The organism is Candidatus Riesia pediculicola, assembly GCF_002073915.1.
GTDB lineage: Bacteria > Pseudomonadota > Gammaproteobacteria > Enterobacterales > Enterobacteriaceae > Riesia > Riesia pediculicola.
Genome location: NZ_CP012841.1, coordinates 17,957 through 35,374, shown reverse-complemented (window position 1 = coordinate 35,374; position 17,418 = coordinate 17,957). Strand labels below are relative to the sequence as shown.

The following is a 17,418-nucleotide window of genomic DNA, read 5'->3' as shown; positions in this document are numbered from 1 at the left end:
TTTACAAAGATTTCATTGATTCCAAAAAAGAAAACTTTTTTGGATAAAAAGTTATCTATCTGGCAACAATAACGCGATGGAACCACCTGAAAGATTTATCCATTCCGAACTCAGAAGTGAAACTTCGTGGTGCCGATGGTAGTGTATACTTTATTTATGCGAGAGTAGGGAGTTGCTGGGTAGATACGAAAGATTGAATCAAAAAGAGATGAGGATTTCTTTGAATAAGATCGTAGTTAGAAAATCCTATTTTTACGAAATATCGATTTCTTCTATGGAATAGTTTTATCTAGTGATCCTCACTGAAATTAGACTACTAATTTAATTAATCTCCTTTTATTTGAAAAAAGGGTTGTATTTGATGAAAAGGGATCGATCTTTCAATGTATTGACATATGTTCTGCTATTCGTGTTCTTAAAACTTCAATTTTCTTTATGGTTCGGAAAAAATGGAGTATTTAAAAAAAATGAGTTGAAAGAAGAAATTTTTCTTATGAAATTTAAGAATTCTTTTTAGACAATGAGTATGAAAAAAATTTGTTAATGAGATAGACAATAATAAGAAATTTATTAAATATTCGATTCTCTAAAATGAGAAAGAGCTTTTTCATTATTCTTCATTATTTTTCAATATCGTCATCTTCAAAAAAATATATATTTATGAAAATTTTATAAAATGTTGAAGAAAAGATCAGAAATAGCAGTTATTATTCCTGCAGCAGGAAATGGTACGCGAACAAAATTAGGATTTCCCAAACAATATTATAAAATTGGAGGGAAAACCGTTATTGAACATACAATCTCTATCTTCCTTCATCATCCAGAAATTTTTAAAATAGTAGTATCTGTTGGGAAAGATGATTATTATTTCAAAGATTTAAAAGTTTTTAGAAATCCCTCTGTTGAGGTGGTCTTCGGAGGAAGAAAAAGAGTGCATTCTGTTTTATCTGGATTAGATTATTTTTTAAAAAAATCGTATTTTCATTTATCTAGATCGATTTGGGTCATCATACATGATGCTTCCAGACCATTTTTAAGACAATCTGATTTAAAAAAGGTAATCAATTTTATCTTAAAAAATAAAGGATCCAAAGCTTGTGGAGGAATTTTGGCTCATCCGGTCGTTGATACAATTAAACAAAATATGAGGGGAGATCGAAGTGAAATTAAACAAACTATCGATAGAACCAATTTATGGAACGCTGTAACTCCTCAGTTTTTTCCGTTGTATCTTATACGAAAATGTATTTTATATTCCTTATTTAAAAAAGCTCTTATTACAGACGAAGCTTCAGCACTCGAGTTTTGTGGATATCATCCAAAAATTTTGTTGGGTAGATCGGACAATTTAAAGATTACTTCAAAAGAAGACTTAAAGTTAGCAAGATTCTATCTAAAAATTTGATTAATCGAGTTTAATAATGCGCATCGGGCATGGTTTTGATATACATGGATTTATAGGATGTGGTCCAATTATTTTGGGAGGGGTTTCTATTCCTTTTTATAAAGGAATTTCTTCTCATTCTGATGGAGATGTTTTAATTCATTCGTTAATTGATTCAATTTTAGGAGCGGCTTCTTTAGGGGATATAGGAACGCATTTTCCGGATAATGATCTGAAATTTAGAAAAATCGATAGTCGAATTCTTCTTCGAAAGATTTGGAAAAAAATCGAAAAGAAATATAAGATCGGAAACATAGATACAACTATTGTTACAGATTTTCCAAAAATAATTAATTATACCGATATGATGAAAAAAAATATATCTTCTGATCTCTCCTGTTCTATTCGAGATGTTAATATCAAATCGACAACTACAGAAAATTTAGGATTTTTTAAAAAAGATAAGGGTATTGCTTGTGAAGCTGTTGTATTGTTGAGAAAAATCGTCAGTTTTCATTCTTCTTAATCCTCTTTCATTCAAAAGAAGTCTACGACTAAAAATTAGTTTCCATTATAATTTCGATTGATTTTATGAAGATTAGTTAGATAACTCAAGTTTATTTTGTAGAAGAGAATATAAGAGAAAATTTTATTTGTTGTTCAAATGTCGTAGGGAGTTATTTTTTATTTATAATGAACGATATGAACGATAAGAATGAAAAAATCTTTTCAAGAAGAGTTGTTCAATGGTACCTCTCCACAAAAAGGAGATCTTTGCCATGGACTCAAAATCGATCGATCTATAACGTATGGATATCTGAGATTATGTTGCAACAAACTAGGGTATCCACTGTGATTCCTTACTATAATCGATTTGTGAAAAGATTTCCAAACGTTCAATCAATAGTCGATTCGAATATGGACGAAATTTTATATTACTGGTCTGGATTAGGTTATTATGCAAGAGCTAGAAATATATATGAAACAGCAAGAAGAGTTGTTAAAGATTTCAAAGGAGTTTTTCCGTTAGATTTTCAAACGATTTCTTCGTTTCCTGGGATAGGAAGATCAACTGCTGGAGCAATTTTATCTATTTCAGAAAACCTATCTTTTCCTGTTTTAGATGGAAATGTAAGAAGAGTTTTAATTCGATTCTTCGGACTGAAAGGTATTAAAAGTCAAATTGAAAAAGAGTTATGGAGTATCGTAGATCGTTTAGTTCCAAAAGTTGATTCCAGAATATTCAATCAGGGTATGATGGATTTAGGTTCTGAAATTTGTTTACCATTGAAGTCTCCTATCTGCCAAGATTGTCCTCTGGAAAAGGATTGTTTCTCCAGAAATATGAAATTGATAAAACCAGAATCGTCTATTTTTCATGATAGAAAAAATCGCTATTTAAAGGAAAAAGAAGTTCAACTATTAATATTGATAAAAAAAGATCGATTCTTCTTAAAGAAAGTTTTAAAAGGGAGGATCTGGCGGGGATTATATATTTTTCCAGAATTTTATTCAACAGATCAATTGAGATTGTTTTTAAAAAAGTTCGATCTTATTTATCCAAAAGATCAAATAATAAAAATGAAACCTATTCTACATAGTTTTAGCCACATCAAATTAAAAATTTTTCCGACAAAAATTACGATAAGAAAAAGAAATGATCAATTTTCAGAACACATAAAAAAACATGGAATATGGTATGATATGAGTGGTAAACAGAAGATTGGCATTCCAAAACCGATATATTCCTTAATGAAGGAAATCATCAATTTTTCAAATTCAAAAAAATCTTTCTGAAATGTTCATTCGTTTTCATTTTGAAATATGAAACTTATATATTGTAAATTTTTTAAAAAGAAGATGCCTCAATTAGAGAGTCAGCCATTTCCAGGAAAACTAGGAAAACGCATTTTCTACGAAATCTCAAAAGAAGCTTGGAACTTTTGGATAGTTCAGCAAACTATCTTAATTAATGAAAAAAATATAGATGTTTCTTCAAAAGAAAATAGAGAATTTCTCATGAAAAAAATGGAAGATTTTTTTTTCTTGAAATAAAAGTATTTGGATTGAATTGATTATTCATATAAATTTTAAGTTTTAAAAATAGATACAATGTCATTAAGTTCAAAAAAAAATTTTTCTAAAAATCATGAAGAATCTGAAATGATCTTGAAAGATCGTTCAGAAAATTCTATTTATTTCGAGAAAATTCCGAGCATTTTAATTCGTTCGATAGCATTAATTAAAAAAGTTGCGGCTCAGGTTAATTATTCTTTTAAAATTTTAGACCGAAAGAAATCTTTAGCAATTGTTGAAGCTGCAGAAGAAATTATTTCAGGAAAGCATGAAGAAAAATTTTCTTTAACGGTCTGGCAAATGGGTTCCGGAACTCAAACTAACATGAATGTAAACCAAGTGATAGCTGATCGAGCTAATCAAATCTTGTTATCGAAAGATCGATCTTGTTTTATACAATTAGTTCATCCGATTGATCATGTGAATAGAGGACAAAGTTCCAATGATGTATTCTTAAGTGCTATGCATATTGCATCTTTCTTATCTATTAAAAAAAATTTATTGAATTCGATAGAAATCTTAAAAAATACCTTCAAAAAGAAATCGAAAGATTTCTATAAAGTTATCAAGGTAGGACGTACTCATCTTCAAGATGCAGTTCCCATAACTTTAGGACAAGAGATATCAGCTTGGTCGACTTCTTTATCCAGTCATCTGAAAGATTTGAAGAAAATTATTCCAGATTTACTCGAACTTCCAATCGGAGGAACTGCAGTCGGAACTGGAATCAATTCTTTTCCTAATTTCGATAAGATGATGGTAAATCAGATTTCTAATTCTTTGAATACAGATTTTTTCGTCTCTATAAATAAGTTCGAATCGATATCGACATGTAGAGCGATAATTAGCGTTCATAGTATTTTGAAATGTTTAGCAATATCTATGATGAAAATAACTAATGATATTAAGATTCTTGCTTCCGGTCCAAGATGTGGAATAGGGGAAATTTTCATTCCGAATCATGAAATAGGAAGCTCCATCATGCCTGGAAAGATGAATCCTACTCAATGTGAAGTGATGAACATGATATGTGCTCAAGTTCTAGGAAACGATGTATCAATTAATTTTGGAGGATCTTTAGGAATTTTAGAACTGAACACATTTCGTCCGATGATCATAAATAATTTCTTGCAATCTATTCGGATATTGTCCGAAGGTATATCAAATTTTGATAAATATTGCGCTTCCGGAATTCAACCAAATTACAAAAGAATAAATGAATTTTTGAAAAAGTCTTTGATGTTAGCTACCATTTTAAATGAAAAAATTGGATATGACCGATCTGCTAAAATAGTAAAGAAGGCTTATGAGGAGGATATCACCTTATTCGAAGCAAATCAAAAATTAGGATATCTTACAGAAGAAGAATTTTTGGATTGGATTGACCCAAAAAAGATGATTTAATTGGTTCAAGTTCAAAGAAGAGATTGTAAAATTTTAAAAATTAAGAAATGTTTTTAGAGTTTTTCACTTTATCGATGATTTCTATAAAAATAGAAGATTATTTTGTTGAAGATCTCTGAATGAGATATAAACGGAGCATGAGATGATCCTTTGATTAAAACAGATTGAGAATTTGGAATAAGAAAATTTATTAAAGGTATCACTGATTTTGGAACTATCTGATCGAATTCTCCGTAAATTCGTAAAAAAGGTTTTTTAAATTTTGACATAACTTTTCTAAGATCGATTTTTCTTAAAACATTTAGCCAAAAAGAGAGAGATTCTAAATTTGGTCTAGGATAACTCAAAATAGAATTTTTCAAACTTTTTAAATCTTTTTTTAAAAGATTCGAACCGAGATTTTGAATGAACAAAAATCGACGAATTGTTTCTTCAAAATTCTCGCTCAATTGGTTTTTAAAATTTTTTAAGGATTTCTCTGTTATTCCGGGCCAAAGTAGATGATCTTTTTTTTCTTGAATAAAATACAGAGAAGAAGAAACTGTGATCAAAGCTCGAACTTGATCTTTATATCTTAATGCAATTTCAGAGGCAATCAATCCTCCTAAAGACCATCCTAGCCAAATGGCTCTTTTTGGAGAATTTTCCCATATTTTTTCAATAACTTGATCTACAGATTCAATCAATACCTGATGATTACATCCATGGCCAGGAAGATCGATAAGATGAAATCGAAAATTTCTATCTTCTTGATGAATAGTATTTTTCCATACTTCAGAATTGAAACCAAATCCATGAATCAAAACGATATTCTGTTTGCCAAATCCAACGGTTTTCCAAGAAAGTTTTTTTTGCATCTCATTATCGATACGAGTTTTCTGACCAGTTTAACATCTTAATAATTTTCAACCAATCGTATTTGAATCTTTTTTTCGTTCCTTCTAATGCTTCAGAAATTTCCTGATAGATTAATTGATCATTTCGAATACCAATGCAATGACTTCCATATCCCTTCAAAAGAAGTTCCACAGAATATGCTCCCATTCTAGATGCAAGAACTCGATCACATGCTACTGGTTTTCCTCCTCTTTGAACATGCCCGAGTATCGTAGCTCTTGTTTCATGACCAGTTTCTTTTTCGATATGTTTGGCCAATTTATTTACGTCGTATATATATTCCGTAATTGCAACAATTGCATGTCTTCCTCCTCCTTTTAAAAGACCATATTTGATTTCTTCTAATAGTTTTTTTTTATCGAATGGAATTTCTGGCAAAACTACAAACTCGCAACCTCCAGCAATGGTTGCAGATAAAGTGAGATCTCCGCAATATCGTCCCATTATTTCAACGATAGATATTCTTTTATGTGAAGTAGAAGTATCTCTTAGTCGATCTATGGCTTCTACTATAGTATTAAGAGCAGTGAAATATCCTATAGTATAATCGGTTCCAGCAACATCATTATCGATGGTTCCAGGAATTCCAATGCAAGGAAAACCATAATCAATGATTTTTTTTGCACCTCTATATGATCCATCTCCTCCTATAACAATCAAAGCATCTATTCCATTTTTTTTCATGTTATTTACTGCTTGATTTCGGATTTCTTCGCTTCTTTTAAATTCAGGAAATCGAGCTGATCCTAAAAATGTTCCTCCTTTACTAATAATATCTGAAACTAATCCATTATTTAACTTTTCAATCCTATTCTCATAAAGACCCATGTAACCATCATGAATTCCATATATTTCTAAACCTTGAGAGATACTCATCTTAACTACGCTTCGAATCGCAGCGTTCATTCCAGGCGCATCTCCTCCACTTGTTAAAATTCCTATTCTTTTTATTTTTCCTCGATTCATCATGGGAACCCCAATCATACATATATAATGAGAAAAACGGACTAATTAGAGCTAAAAATGTATTATATGATAACTTTGACAGGATTTGTAAATCATGTAAAGATAGATGTATTCAACCATTTTTGAATCGTTTTGAACTCATAAGAATGAATCTAAATAAGTAAAGAAAATACGAATTTATTTAAAAAAGCTGTAATTTCCGGATATCAATCCTATTGATAAAACTTCAATCCTAAAAAAATGACATATTTATAAAATTATTCGATGTTTTGAACATGTTCCTTCGCTTGTTCAACCAATACTTTTATTTCAATTGCTAAATTGATAATATCAATGTGATTTGATTTAGAGGAAATCGTATTTGATTCTCTATTAATCTCTTGAAATATGAAATTTATCCTTTTTCCAATCGGATAATCTTTTTGTATTAAGTCTTTAGACAATTGAATATGAAAATTAATTCTATCTATTTCTTCAGAGATATCTGATTGACGAAGAATGGTTAGAATATCTTTTTTCAGAAAATCTATTTCAATTTTTCTGTTAAAATAATCTAATCTCTCTCTCAATCTTTTTTCGCTCATAATTTCAGATTCAGGTATGAGAGAACGTATTTTTCGAATTTTCTCTTCTAAATTTTCCAGTTTATTTTGGATAACTTTTTTTACTTTGTTTCCTTCCTTTCTTTTATATAGTATGAGATCATCTATTAATTCAGATAAGTTAAAAGATAAAAAGGCGTTAAAGATCATCATTCCGTTTAGATAATCATTATCTTGACGTTTACGAATCACTCCCGGCCATTTTAGGAGATCCATCGAACAACTTGAGTCAATCTTAATTTTATTTTCAATCCAATTTAAGAATTTAGAAATTCTGAAAACTAAACGTTTATCTATGAACAACCGATCATCGATCTGATCAAAATATTTGCTTGGCTCAAACTTTAATATGAATCTTAATTTTCCTCGATCTATCTTTCTTCGAATAAATTTTTCTATAAAGAATTCCATATTTTGTATTTCTTCAGGTAATTTTATGGAGATTTCTAAATTTTTATGATTTAATGAAAAAATTTCTAAAGTGAAATTTCCGAATTGATTTTTAGCATTTTTTTTTGCGTAAGCAGTCATTCCTAACATTCAATTCCTCCAGAACCAAAATGGATATTTAAATAATTAAATTTCATCTTTTTTTAATGTTTTTAAAATAGATTACAAACCATTTCTGCTCAAAGAAAAAAGAATAAACGTATGAAAATGAGATTTCTGAAAAGGATTGGTATAACATTCAATTGAATCCAACGATTTATTTCATCAAGATTCTTGATTTTTTTCAAGATAACAATTCTCGTGAAAATAAATACACTTTATTTAAAATGAAAAGTTTTTTGGAGAAAATATGATTATTTTATTTTGATTTAAAATTTAAGAAAAAACAAAAAATGTTGATAAAAAACGAAATTAATACAAATTCAAAAATAACTTTATTCTATCGAATGTAGAATCTTTACTCTTTAAAAAATCAAAAAAATGAATAACTCTGAAAAGAACAGTTATTTCTATATTCCAGAGTGACCAAATCCTCCTTCGTTTCTTCCGGAAACCTCCGAAAAAGAACTCACTAATCTAAAATCTACTTTTACAATAGGAAAAAAGACAATCTGTGCAATTCTATATCCCGATCGAATTAAAAAGTCTTTTTTTCCGTTGTTTAAAACAGAGATCATGATTTCTCCTTGATAATCTGAATCTATCAAACCTATAGAATTGTTCAAAGTTATNCCGAATTTATGAGACAAACCCGATCTTGGTAAGATAATAGCAGCCGTCTCTTTATCGTTAATATGTATTGCAATTCCAGTTGGCAATAATTCGGATTGTTTAGGATGTAAATTAACTGGTTCTTCTAAAAGAACTCTTACATCTAATCCTGCTGATCCTGAAGTAGCATATTTGGGAATCAATAATTCTTTTTGATTGAATTTTCGAAGTATTTTAACGTCTATTTTTTTTTTCATAATCAAGCAAAACTTTACTAAGCAACTGATGACTAATTCTAATTTTAAGATCATAGGGTAAGAAGTCAACTCTTTCTTTTGACCAAATCAAATATAGAGAGTTTCCTTCCGTATGAAATCCATGATTTTTCAAAGAAATATTGTTTGCACATATTAAATCTAGATTTTTATTTATTTTCTTTACATGAGCATTGGATATAAGATCTTCGGAATTGATCTCCGCTGCAAATCCAACAGTATAAGGACGGTTTTTTATCATCTTACCTACACTTCTTATGATATCAATGTTTTTTACTAAAGTTAATTTGATCTTTTTCAAGTTACTTTTGAATTTCTCTTCTAAATACTGACGTTCAGGTTTATAATCAGAAACAGCTGCACATCCTATAAAGATATCCTGATTTTCGACAATTTTTTTTACTTCTTCATACATTTCAAGAGAATTTATTACATCGATTCTTTTGACGCAAGGAGGAGTTTCTAAATGAACAGGTCCAGAAATAAGTGTGACTTTTGCCCCTCTTTCAGAAGCGGCTTGAGCAATTGCAAAGCCCATCTTTCCAGAACTATAATTGCTCAAAAATCTTATCGAATCGAATTTTTCTTGAGTTGGACCAGCAGTGATTGCAACTCGAATTCCTTTCATATCTTGATCATATTGAAATAAATTTGAAATTAAGTTTATAATTTGAATCGGTTCCAGCATTCTTCCAAATCCATATTCTCCACAGATTTGTTCTCCGTCATTTGGTCCCCAAATCAGAATACCTCTCTTTCTAAGTTCATTAATATTTTTTTGTGTAGTACTAGCCTGATACATTTGCGTATTCATAGAAGGAACAACCGCTATTCTTTTACAAGAAGCTAGACAAGTGGCTGTTAATAAATCATTTGCCATACCAATGTTTATTCTAGCTAATAAATCGGCGGTAGCTGGAACTAATAAAATTAGATCTGCCCATTTTCCAAGATCGATATGTTGTATAAAAGATTCTTTCTGATTCCGATCAATTATTATTCCATTCTGATTTTGTAGAACTGGATATCCAGAAATTGCTTGTAAGACTAATGGAGTTACAAAAGATTTTGCCAACTCCGTCATGATAATTCTTACTTCTGCACCTTTCTTACGCAACCTACGAACTAAATCCGGAACTTTATATGCTGCAATTCCTCCACTTATACCTACCAAAATGTTTTTATTTTTTAAATTACTCATAATATATTCAAGAAAAACGTTTGATAAACCTTTTGTATTTAAATTCAAATCTGTTAAGAAATTTTCATTTGTATTTTTATCTAAAGTTCAATCAAATCATTGAGAAAATCGTTGGTGTCGACCTAGATGATTAAAATTGATCAAAAAAAATTTTTTCAGAAATATAAAGTTGATATACTAGAAAATTTACGAAAACATCATCCATCAAGGTTTCTGGTTTCTATTTAAATTTAACGTCTCCTTAGAGATATTCGAATTATATTTAATTAAAGAACTCTATGTAACTCGAATTTTATAGAGATTTATAAGAACACGATTCTTTTGAAGGATACCTAATCAATATACCTTTAAATCCAATCTTCTATAGTTAGTTCATTTTCAGTTTATCTTTTTTAAATATTTCTTTTTTAGAAAAGAAAACAAAAAGAATAAAAACCCAAATAAAAACAAAGAAAGTGGAGCGAAGATGAGTATCTTCATGATTTTGTTTTCATGACGTTGAAACATGTTACTAATACTCAAAATATATCCGATACTCATGAGTACGATAGTCCAAATTGTACCGCTTATCCAATTGAATATTTGGAATTTCCTATGTGAGAATCCCAAGAATCCAGTTATCATTGGAAGAATAGTTCTAACAAAAGCTAAAAATCTACCGAAAAATAAAGCGAATAATCCGTAACTTTCTAGAAGAAGATGAGCTTTCTTTTGATATTTTTCAGAAAAAAATGCATTGATTTTTAAATTTTTCCTCCTTCTAAGCCATCTTCCTTGAAGATAACCTATCCAAGATCCTAAACTTGTTCCAGTAGTTAGTATCACGATAGTATTTAAAAAATCAATCTTATTTCTTGCAACTAATATTCCTGTAAGTATTAATAAACTGTCTCCTGGTAAAAAAGAAGCAAAAAACAATCCATTTTCAAGAAGTAAGACGAAGAACAATACAAGATAGATGGTTAACTCTGAAGAAGAGTTTATCATATCATTATAATCTTGATACCAAATGCAAGCGAAAATATTTTTGATCAATTCCATTTCATTTTTAACCTTATACGATTTACGACAAATGAAAAGAATTATAGCAAATGAGACTGTGACAGATATTTGAGGATTTTTTGATTTATAAAGAAAATTAAGTGAGTCTTTAGATTTTATCTCATTCTCAATGTTTTAAATTTTGTAAAAATCAACGAAAGAAGTGTAGCTTTCCTTCTGTTTTTTGTACAGAGTTAACCTATAAGCCAGGTTCTGTCTAGGACAATCATTCATCTATCGATTTTTTTATATTCGATTTTTAGCGGCTTACCCAGGTTTATAATGAGGACGCATTAACCTTATTTAGCCTTGCTCCAGGTGGAAGTTTACAATGCCATGAAACGTTACCGTTTCATGCGGTGTGCTATTACCACTCCTTTTCACCCTTACCGAAAAACGGCGGTTTTTTTTCTGATGCACTTTTCGTAAGCTCACGCTTCCCAGATCAATTGATATCTTTCTGGCACCCTGTCCAAAGGAGCCTGGACTTTCCTCTATTTTAAAAACGTTTTTTATTAAAACAGCGATTGTCTAATTAACTCTTTCATATATTTTTCGATCAGACAAGCTACACTCGTGTTCAAAAATATAACGATTCGTGATAAAAAGATTATACAAATAGTTATTTCTTAAGTTATATGATTTTCCAACAATTTTAATTGCATCTCTTAAAGGCAAATGTTTTAAAAGAAGATTGAGTAGTTTCTTTGCATTTAGATTAATTGATCCATGTTCATTTTTTTTAGAAGGTGTATACCCTTCTACAATTAATACAATCTCTCCTTTTCGTTTAATTTCACCTAGTTTAATCAATTTTATTAGTTTTTTTGCATTTCCTTTATAGAATGTTTCCCAAATTTTTGTTATTTCTTTTGCCAAAACTACTTCTCTTGAACTCCCAAAAATGTCTGAGATGCATTCCAATGTGTTTAGAATTCTTTTTGGAGATTCAAAAAATATTAAGGTTCTGTATTCTTCTTCTATTTTTTTTAATCTTTTTCTTTTAGAGAGATTTTTTCTTGGTAAAAATCCCTCATAACAAAATTGATTGGTAGAAATTCCAGACGCAGATAAGGCAGTTATCATTGAACAAGGTCCTGGTAACGGAATAACTTTTATATGTCTTTCAATACATTTTTTAACTAGATGAAATCCAGGATCGCTGATCAGTGGGGTTCCGGAATTAGAAACTATTGCTACTTTTTTTCCTCTCATAAGAATTGATATCAATTCTTCAATTTTACGTTCTTCATTTTTTCTATTAAATGAAATTATTTTTTTGAAAATACGATAATGATTAAGAATTAATGAAGTACGATGTATATTTTCAGCTGCAATCAGATCAACTTCTTTCAAAGTATTGAGCGCTCTTAAGGTAATATCTTTTAAATTTCCTATCGGAGTAGGAACGATATATAAGTTTGTCATAGTTGGAAGTAAGGATCTGATTAATAAATTAGATATCTAATGAATTGTTGAAGTTTCTAATTTTTTTATTTCTCAACTATTTTCTGATTTAAATCAGTAAAAATTTATATTTTTAAAAGAGATAGAATTGTTTAAATTCAAAACACATTTATCCAAAATTTAAAATTTTATTGAAAAAGATCATCAAACAAAAGTATTATACTTTTCTGTTTTATGTTCTTACAAATCAAAACTCTCTGATCAAAAATTTATATATGCCAAATATTTTCATAAATGAATTTTAAAAATCAAAAATTTAAAATTTTTAGAAGAATAAGTTGTTCATCAAATTAATAATAAAAATTTTTCAAAACTTGATCAATGACCTAAAAGTAAAATTAAGTAATTTCTCTCAATTATATTTTTAATCTTCCATTCTTACATTGTTTAATGCATTCTTTAATTAAGTTAATTTAAAAAGTAATGGTACAAAATTCAAAAAAATATCTTAAAAAATTGATAAAACTTATTGTTGGTCCGAAAAATAATTTTTTTAGATCAATTGATCAAAATCTATTTACTATTCATAACTCACATGAAAACGAACATGTCAATATCAAAAATTTATAAAAAATTCTTCGTATTAAAGACTCCGTAAATGAAATAAACTCATTTTCATTTCATTTACTCATTATCTTTTAGAATATTGCGGTTTTTTACGTGATTTTCTAAGACCTACTTTTTTTCTCTCTACTTTTCTAGAATCTCTAGTAATGAAACCAAGTTTCTTCAACTTTTTTAAAAAACTGCTTTCATATTTTAGCAAAGCTCTGGATATTCCATGTCTAATTGCGTGAGATTGACCAGAACCTCCTCCTCCTTTCACAGTAATATATAAGTCCATTTCTTTGGAAATGTTTAATTCTTTTAATGGTTGTTGAATAGTTTCCCTTTCGGAGTCTTTACTGAAATATTCTAAAAAATTTTTCCTATTTATAAAGATCTTTCCGATTCCTTTCTTAAGAAATACCCTAGCAGAAGATGATTTTCTCCTTCCTGTTCCATAAAAAACAAAACTCTTTTGATTCATATAATTTATTCAGTGATTATTGCTTTCGGTTTATTAACTTGATGTCTGTGGTTCGATCCTGAATATACCTTCATCCTTAAGTACATCCTTTTTCCCAATTTATTCTTTGGAAGCATTCCCTTAACTGCATGTTTTATCACTCTTTCTGGATATCGATCAATCAAATCTCGGAATGTAATTTCTTTTATCCCACCAATATATCCTGTATGACGATAATATTTTTTCGAGATCTTTTTATTCCCTGTTACTAAAATTTTGCTTGCGTTGATTACAATCACATAATCTCCAATATCCAAATAAGGAGCATAGTCTGATTTATGTTTTCCAATTAGATAACGTGTGATACAACTTGCGATTCTTCCTAAAATTTTTCCATTTACATCAAAAATGTACCAATTTCTCTTTATCATGTTATCGGATTGTTTTTTAGATTTTAAATGAAAGTATAGAACGTATTTACTTACGAAACAATTCGAAAAAGATCAAGAATCATATAGATCTTTTCTTAATTTGATATTTTGATTTCTTATTTTCTGCATGGTTTATGGTATATCAATGGAAGAAAATCAATATCCTCTCTATACAATTTTATCAAAGATTCCTAAAATTCCGATTATATCATATATTTTAAATGTTATAGAAATAAACTTAGTTTTTTTAGAAAAAATTTAAAAATTACTGAAAAATTTTTAGATTCGATCATATACTATATATTTGGAAATAAATATGTTTTGAAGGACTACTTTTTTTAAAAAATGTTTCCTTATAGTCGAACTTAAATAATTTCTTTACTAAAGAATTCTTAAATCTGAAAAAATATTAAAAATAAGTTTCCTTAAAAAGGAGGATTGTATTTTCATATTAAAATATTTGATTTGAAAAAATTATTCGATTATTTAGATATTTTTATTTTATTTAATAAAACCAATTATGAATACTTGATATAAAACATATAAAAGAACAAAAAATTCATTACTAAAATCTTTATCAAAAGATAAAAATATTTAAATATGTAAGTTCTCTTTCTTTCTTAACATTAAAAAAAAGATACAAAATAAAAGTATGAAATCTTTTCTTAATTTGATTGTTTCTAAAAAAGTACTTTATGAAAAAGATAAAAGTTATATAAAAAAAACAAAAAAAAATATTGTGCAATTTTTAATTATTGTATCAATCATCTCGATTTTTTCTGAGTTACAAGCAATTAACAATATTTGTTTTAAATCTAGCCATCAAGTCATACCAAGTTTAGCTCCTATGCTAGAAAGAGTTCTTCCGACAGTTGTTAGCATTCATGTATCTGGAACAAAAATACATAATCAACAAATCCCAGAAGAATTTAAGTTTTTCTTTGGTCCAAACTTTCCTTCTCAACAAAAGAGCATACGTCCTTTCGAAGGAATTGGGTCTGGTGTAATAATTGATGCAGAAAAAGGATATGTATTAACAAATAATCATGTCGTAGATAATGCACAAGATATACAGATTCAACTGAATGAAGGTGCAGAAGTTAGTGCTCAACTAATTGGTAAAGATTCTCTAACAGATGTCGCACTGTTACAAATCAAAAATCTAAACTCGAATATTTTTAAAAAAATTCACTTAAAAGCTATTAAAATTGCAGATTCTGATAAGATTAAAGTTGGAGATTTCGTTGTTGCAGTCGGTAATCCATTTGGATTAGGACAAACAGCAACATCTGGAATTGTCTCCGCATTAGGAAGAAGTGGATTGAACGTAGAAGGAATAGAGAATTTCATTCAAACAGATGCATCAATCAATAGAGGAAATTCTGGAGGGGCATTAGTTAACTTAAGAGGGGAATTAATTGGAATTAATACAGCTATTTTAGCTCCAGGAGGAGGAAATATTGGAATAGGATTTGCGATTCCGTCAAATATGGCAAAATCTTTGAGTAATCAAATTATAAGAAATGGAGAAGTTAGAAGAGGCGTTTTAGGGATTAAAGGAACAGAACTTACTTCAGATGTAGCAAAAGCTTTAAATATTGATGTTCAAAAAGGTGCATTTGTTAATGAAGTAATACCATATTCACCTGCTCACAAAGCTGGTATTCAACCAGGAGATGTCATCGTCAACATGGATGGAAAGAAGATAAATAGTTTTGCTGAATTACGTGCCAAAGTTAGCATTATGGAAATCGGAAAATTGATTAAGATAGGATTGCTTCGAAAGAAAAAAGTAGTGGATGTTACAGTTATATTAGAACGTGATAATTCAAGTCATGTCGATCTTAAGAAGATCACAATATCCGTATTAGGAGCAACATTTAGCAATGGAACGATAAAACAGATCCGAGGAGTAAGAGTAGAAAATGTCTTACCCAATTCTTCTGCGCAATCTATTGGACTGAAAAAGAACGATTTAATTATCAATCTAAACGAAAATAGAGTTAAGGACATCTTTGAATTTCGAAGAATTATAGAAAAAAATCCAACTGTTTTGGCTTTCAATATAATCAGGGGAGACCAAAGTATATATCTATTATTTCGAAAACACATAAACTAGTTTCTTTCATAACTTCAACACAATAAAAGATTTTCTTAAAATTTGAATTTTTAAAGATGAGATTCGTTTTAAACTTATTTTTCGAAAAAAGACCTTTTTTTTATGATAGCTCCCAGAGATCTCAATTTTTTTTCCATATTTTCGTATCCTCTATCAATATGCAAAACATTATGAACGGTCGTTTTCCCATCTGCTATGCATCCAGCTAAAACTAAACTGGCTGCTCCACGAAGGTCTTGAGCAAATACTCTTTTTCCAACGAGTCTCTTTACTCCTTTGCAGAATATTTGATTTCCTTTTCTACATATTTTAGCCCCCATTCGAATCAAGTCTGGAATAAACATAAAACGATTTTTGAAAATTGTTTCTGTAACCACACTTCTTCCAGAAGCTATTGAATTTAATAAAGTGAATTGAGACTGCATATCTGTCGGAAAACCAGGATATGGTTCTGTTTTAAAACTTATTGCTTTTGGTCTTTTTTCATGAGTATCTAATTTGATCCAATTCTTTCCTTCCTGAACATCCAAACCAGTTTGACGAAGCTTAAAAAGTACGTCTTTAAGAAGAGTTGGGTCAGTTTTTTTGCAAACTATGGATCCTTTTGAAATAGCCGCTGCAATTAAAAAAGTACCTGTTTCAATACGATCTGGCAAAATCTTGTATTCCCCCCCTTTTAATATTTTTACTCCTTCTATTCTGATTTCTTTTGTTCCTGCCCCTTTTATTTTAGCTCCCATTAAATTGAGAAAATTGGAAATGTCGACTATTTCTGGTTCACAAGCTGCATTTTTGATAATAGTTCTACCCTTAGCTTTAGTTGCGGCCATCAGAATAGAAATTGTTGCACCTACACTGACTTTATTAATAAATATTTCAGTTCCAATTAGTTTTTTTTTGATATATGCAGTTAATTTTTTCTTTTTTATCTCAATATTTATTCCCATTCTTTTCAATCCTTCAATATGAAGATCAATGGGCCTTTCTCCAATATGGCATCCTCCCGGAAAAAAAATGTTTCCTCTACCAAATCGAGAAATAAGAGGAGCTAAAATTAAGATAGACGCTCTAATGCTTTTTGATAGCTCATAAGGAACACTAAAATTGTTCATGTTATCAGTATCAATGAAAATATGTCTTTCTCTTTGCGAAACTTTGACTCCAATATGATTGAGTATTTTTATTGCAATATTTACATCATTTATTTTTGGAATATTGTATAAGATGACAGAATTATCGGATAAGAGAGAAGCAAACAATATAGGTAGAGCCGAATTTTTAGAACCAGAAATAAAAACTTTCCCAGTTAATTTTGTAGGTCCATTTAATTGAAATGTATTCACTTTCGAAAGGTCTTAATTTTTCTTAAATTCAAAGAAATACAT

Annotated in this window: 16 protein-coding genes, 1 rRNA gene and 1 other RNA gene; 7 read left to right on the top strand and 11 right to left on the bottom strand. The window is 29.2% G+C overall.

Translation table 11 applies throughout. The features are described 5' to 3' along the window. Positions 1-58 precede the first annotated feature (58 nt). The 6 genes from rrf to AOE55_RS00220 all read left to right on the top strand — a co-directional run bounded on the left by rrf (position 59) and on the right by AOE55_RS00220 (position 4,864). Positions 59-181: ribosomal RNA gene (gene rrf / locus AOE55_RS00245) — 5S ribosomal RNA — on the top strand. 495 nt (positions 182-676) lie between these two features. Beyond that, positions 677-1,405: a 2-C-methyl-D-erythritol 4-phosphate cytidylyltransferase gene (ispD, locus tag AOE55_RS00240; RefSeq protein WP_013087810.1), complete on the top strand. Its 729-nt coding sequence runs from the start codon at positions 677-679 to the stop codon at positions 1,403-1,405. 16 nt (positions 1,406-1,421) lie between these two features. Beyond that, positions 1,422-1,910, top strand: a complete 489-nt coding sequence (ispF, locus tag AOE55_RS00235) for a 2-C-methyl-D-erythritol 2,4-cyclodiphosphate synthase (RefSeq protein WP_013087558.1) — start codon at positions 1,422-1,424, stop codon at positions 1,908-1,910. Positions 1,911-2,077: 167 nt separating this feature from the next. Continuing rightward, positions 2,078-3,181: an A/G-specific adenine glycosylase gene (mutY, locus tag AOE55_RS00230; protein WP_013087741.1), complete on the top strand. Its 1,104-nt coding sequence runs from the start codon at positions 2,078-2,080 to the stop codon at positions 3,179-3,181. A gap of 27 nt (positions 3,182-3,208) precedes the next feature. Beyond that, on the top strand, positions 3,209-3,439 hold the full coding sequence (locus AOE55_RS00225) for an oxidative damage protection protein (protein ID WP_013087909.1): 231 nt from the start codon (positions 3,209-3,211) through the stop codon (positions 3,437-3,439). Positions 3,440-3,496: 57 nt separating this feature from the next. Continuing rightward, positions 3,497-4,864 (top strand): class II fumarate hydratase, encoded by a 1,368-nt coding sequence (locus AOE55_RS00220; protein WP_013087850.1) that lies wholly within the window; start codon positions 3,497-3,499, stop codon positions 4,862-4,864. A gap of 68 nt (positions 4,865-4,932) precedes the next feature. Here the strand turns inward: AOE55_RS00220 and bioH are convergent, their stop codons facing one another. The 10 genes from bioH to rplM form a co-directional block, all read right to left on the bottom strand. Further along, positions 4,933-5,721, bottom strand: a complete 789-nt coding sequence (gene bioH, locus AOE55_RS00215) for a pimeloyl-ACP methyl ester esterase BioH (RefSeq protein WP_013087513.1) — start codon at positions 5,719-5,721, stop codon at positions 4,933-4,935. 4 nt (positions 5,722-5,725) lie between these two features. Continuing rightward, positions 5,726-6,730 (bottom strand): 6-phosphofructokinase, encoded by a 1,005-nt coding sequence (gene pfkA / locus AOE55_RS00210; protein ID WP_013087401.1) that lies wholly within the window; start codon positions 6,728-6,730, stop codon positions 5,726-5,728. A 254-nt stretch (positions 6,731-6,984) separates the two neighbouring features. Next, entirely contained in the window at positions 6,985-7,869 is an 885-nt protein-coding gene (locus tag AOE55_RS00205; protein ID WP_013087604.1) for a YicC/YloC family endoribonuclease, read from the bottom strand. Between the two features lie 419 nt (positions 7,870-8,288). Next, complete coding sequence (gene dut / locus AOE55_RS00200) at positions 8,289-8,747, bottom strand: dUTP diphosphatase (protein WP_013087798.1); 459 nt, start codon at positions 8,745-8,747, stop codon at positions 8,289-8,291. Then, a complete protein-coding gene (gene coaBC / locus AOE55_RS00195) occupies positions 8,725-9,966 on the bottom strand; it encodes a bifunctional phosphopantothenoylcysteine decarboxylase/phosphopantothenate--cysteine ligase CoaBC (RefSeq protein ID WP_013087879.1) in 1,242 nt (413 codons plus the stop codon). Before coaBC ends, dut begins: the two co-directional genes overlap by 23 nt. Before the next feature lie 378 nt (positions 9,967-10,344). Beyond that, on the bottom strand, positions 10,345-11,007 hold the full coding sequence (locus tag AOE55_RS00190) for a DedA family protein (protein WP_013087700.1): 663 nt from the start codon (positions 11,005-11,007) through the stop codon (positions 10,345-10,347). 186 nt (positions 11,008-11,193) lie between these two features. Next, positions 11,194-11,550: RNase P RNA component class A (rnpB, locus tag AOE55_RS00185), an RNA gene on the bottom strand. Beyond that, on the bottom strand, positions 11,539-12,435 hold the full coding sequence (gene rsmI, locus AOE55_RS00180) for a 16S rRNA (cytidine(1402)-2'-O)-methyltransferase (RefSeq protein ID WP_080611602.1): 897 nt from the start codon (positions 12,433-12,435) through the stop codon (positions 11,539-11,541). Before rsmI ends, rnpB begins: the two co-directional genes overlap by 12 nt. A gap of 670 nt (positions 12,436-13,105) precedes the next feature. Beyond that, a complete protein-coding gene (rpsI, locus tag AOE55_RS00175) occupies positions 13,106-13,504 on the bottom strand; it encodes a 30S ribosomal protein S9 (protein ID WP_013087663.1) in 399 nt (132 codons plus the stop codon). 5 nt (positions 13,505-13,509) lie between these two features. Next, positions 13,510-13,914: a 50S ribosomal protein L13 gene (rplM, locus tag AOE55_RS00170; protein WP_013087399.1), complete on the bottom strand. Its 405-nt coding sequence runs from the start codon at positions 13,912-13,914 to the stop codon at positions 13,510-13,512. Positions 13,915-14,566: 652 nt separating this feature from the next. Between rplM and AOE55_RS00165 the strand changes: the two genes are divergently transcribed. Beyond that, entirely contained in the window at positions 14,567-16,033 is a 1,467-nt protein-coding gene (locus AOE55_RS00165) for a Do family serine endopeptidase (RefSeq protein WP_013087914.1), read from the top strand. 74 nt (positions 16,034-16,107) lie between these two features. Here AOE55_RS00165 and murA read toward each other — a convergent pair whose 3' ends face one another. Beyond that, positions 16,108-17,376: a UDP-N-acetylglucosamine 1-carboxyvinyltransferase gene (gene murA, locus AOE55_RS00160; RefSeq protein WP_041855161.1), complete on the bottom strand. Its 1,269-nt coding sequence runs from the start codon at positions 17,374-17,376 to the stop codon at positions 16,108-16,110. Positions 17,377-17,418 lie beyond the last annotated feature (42 nt).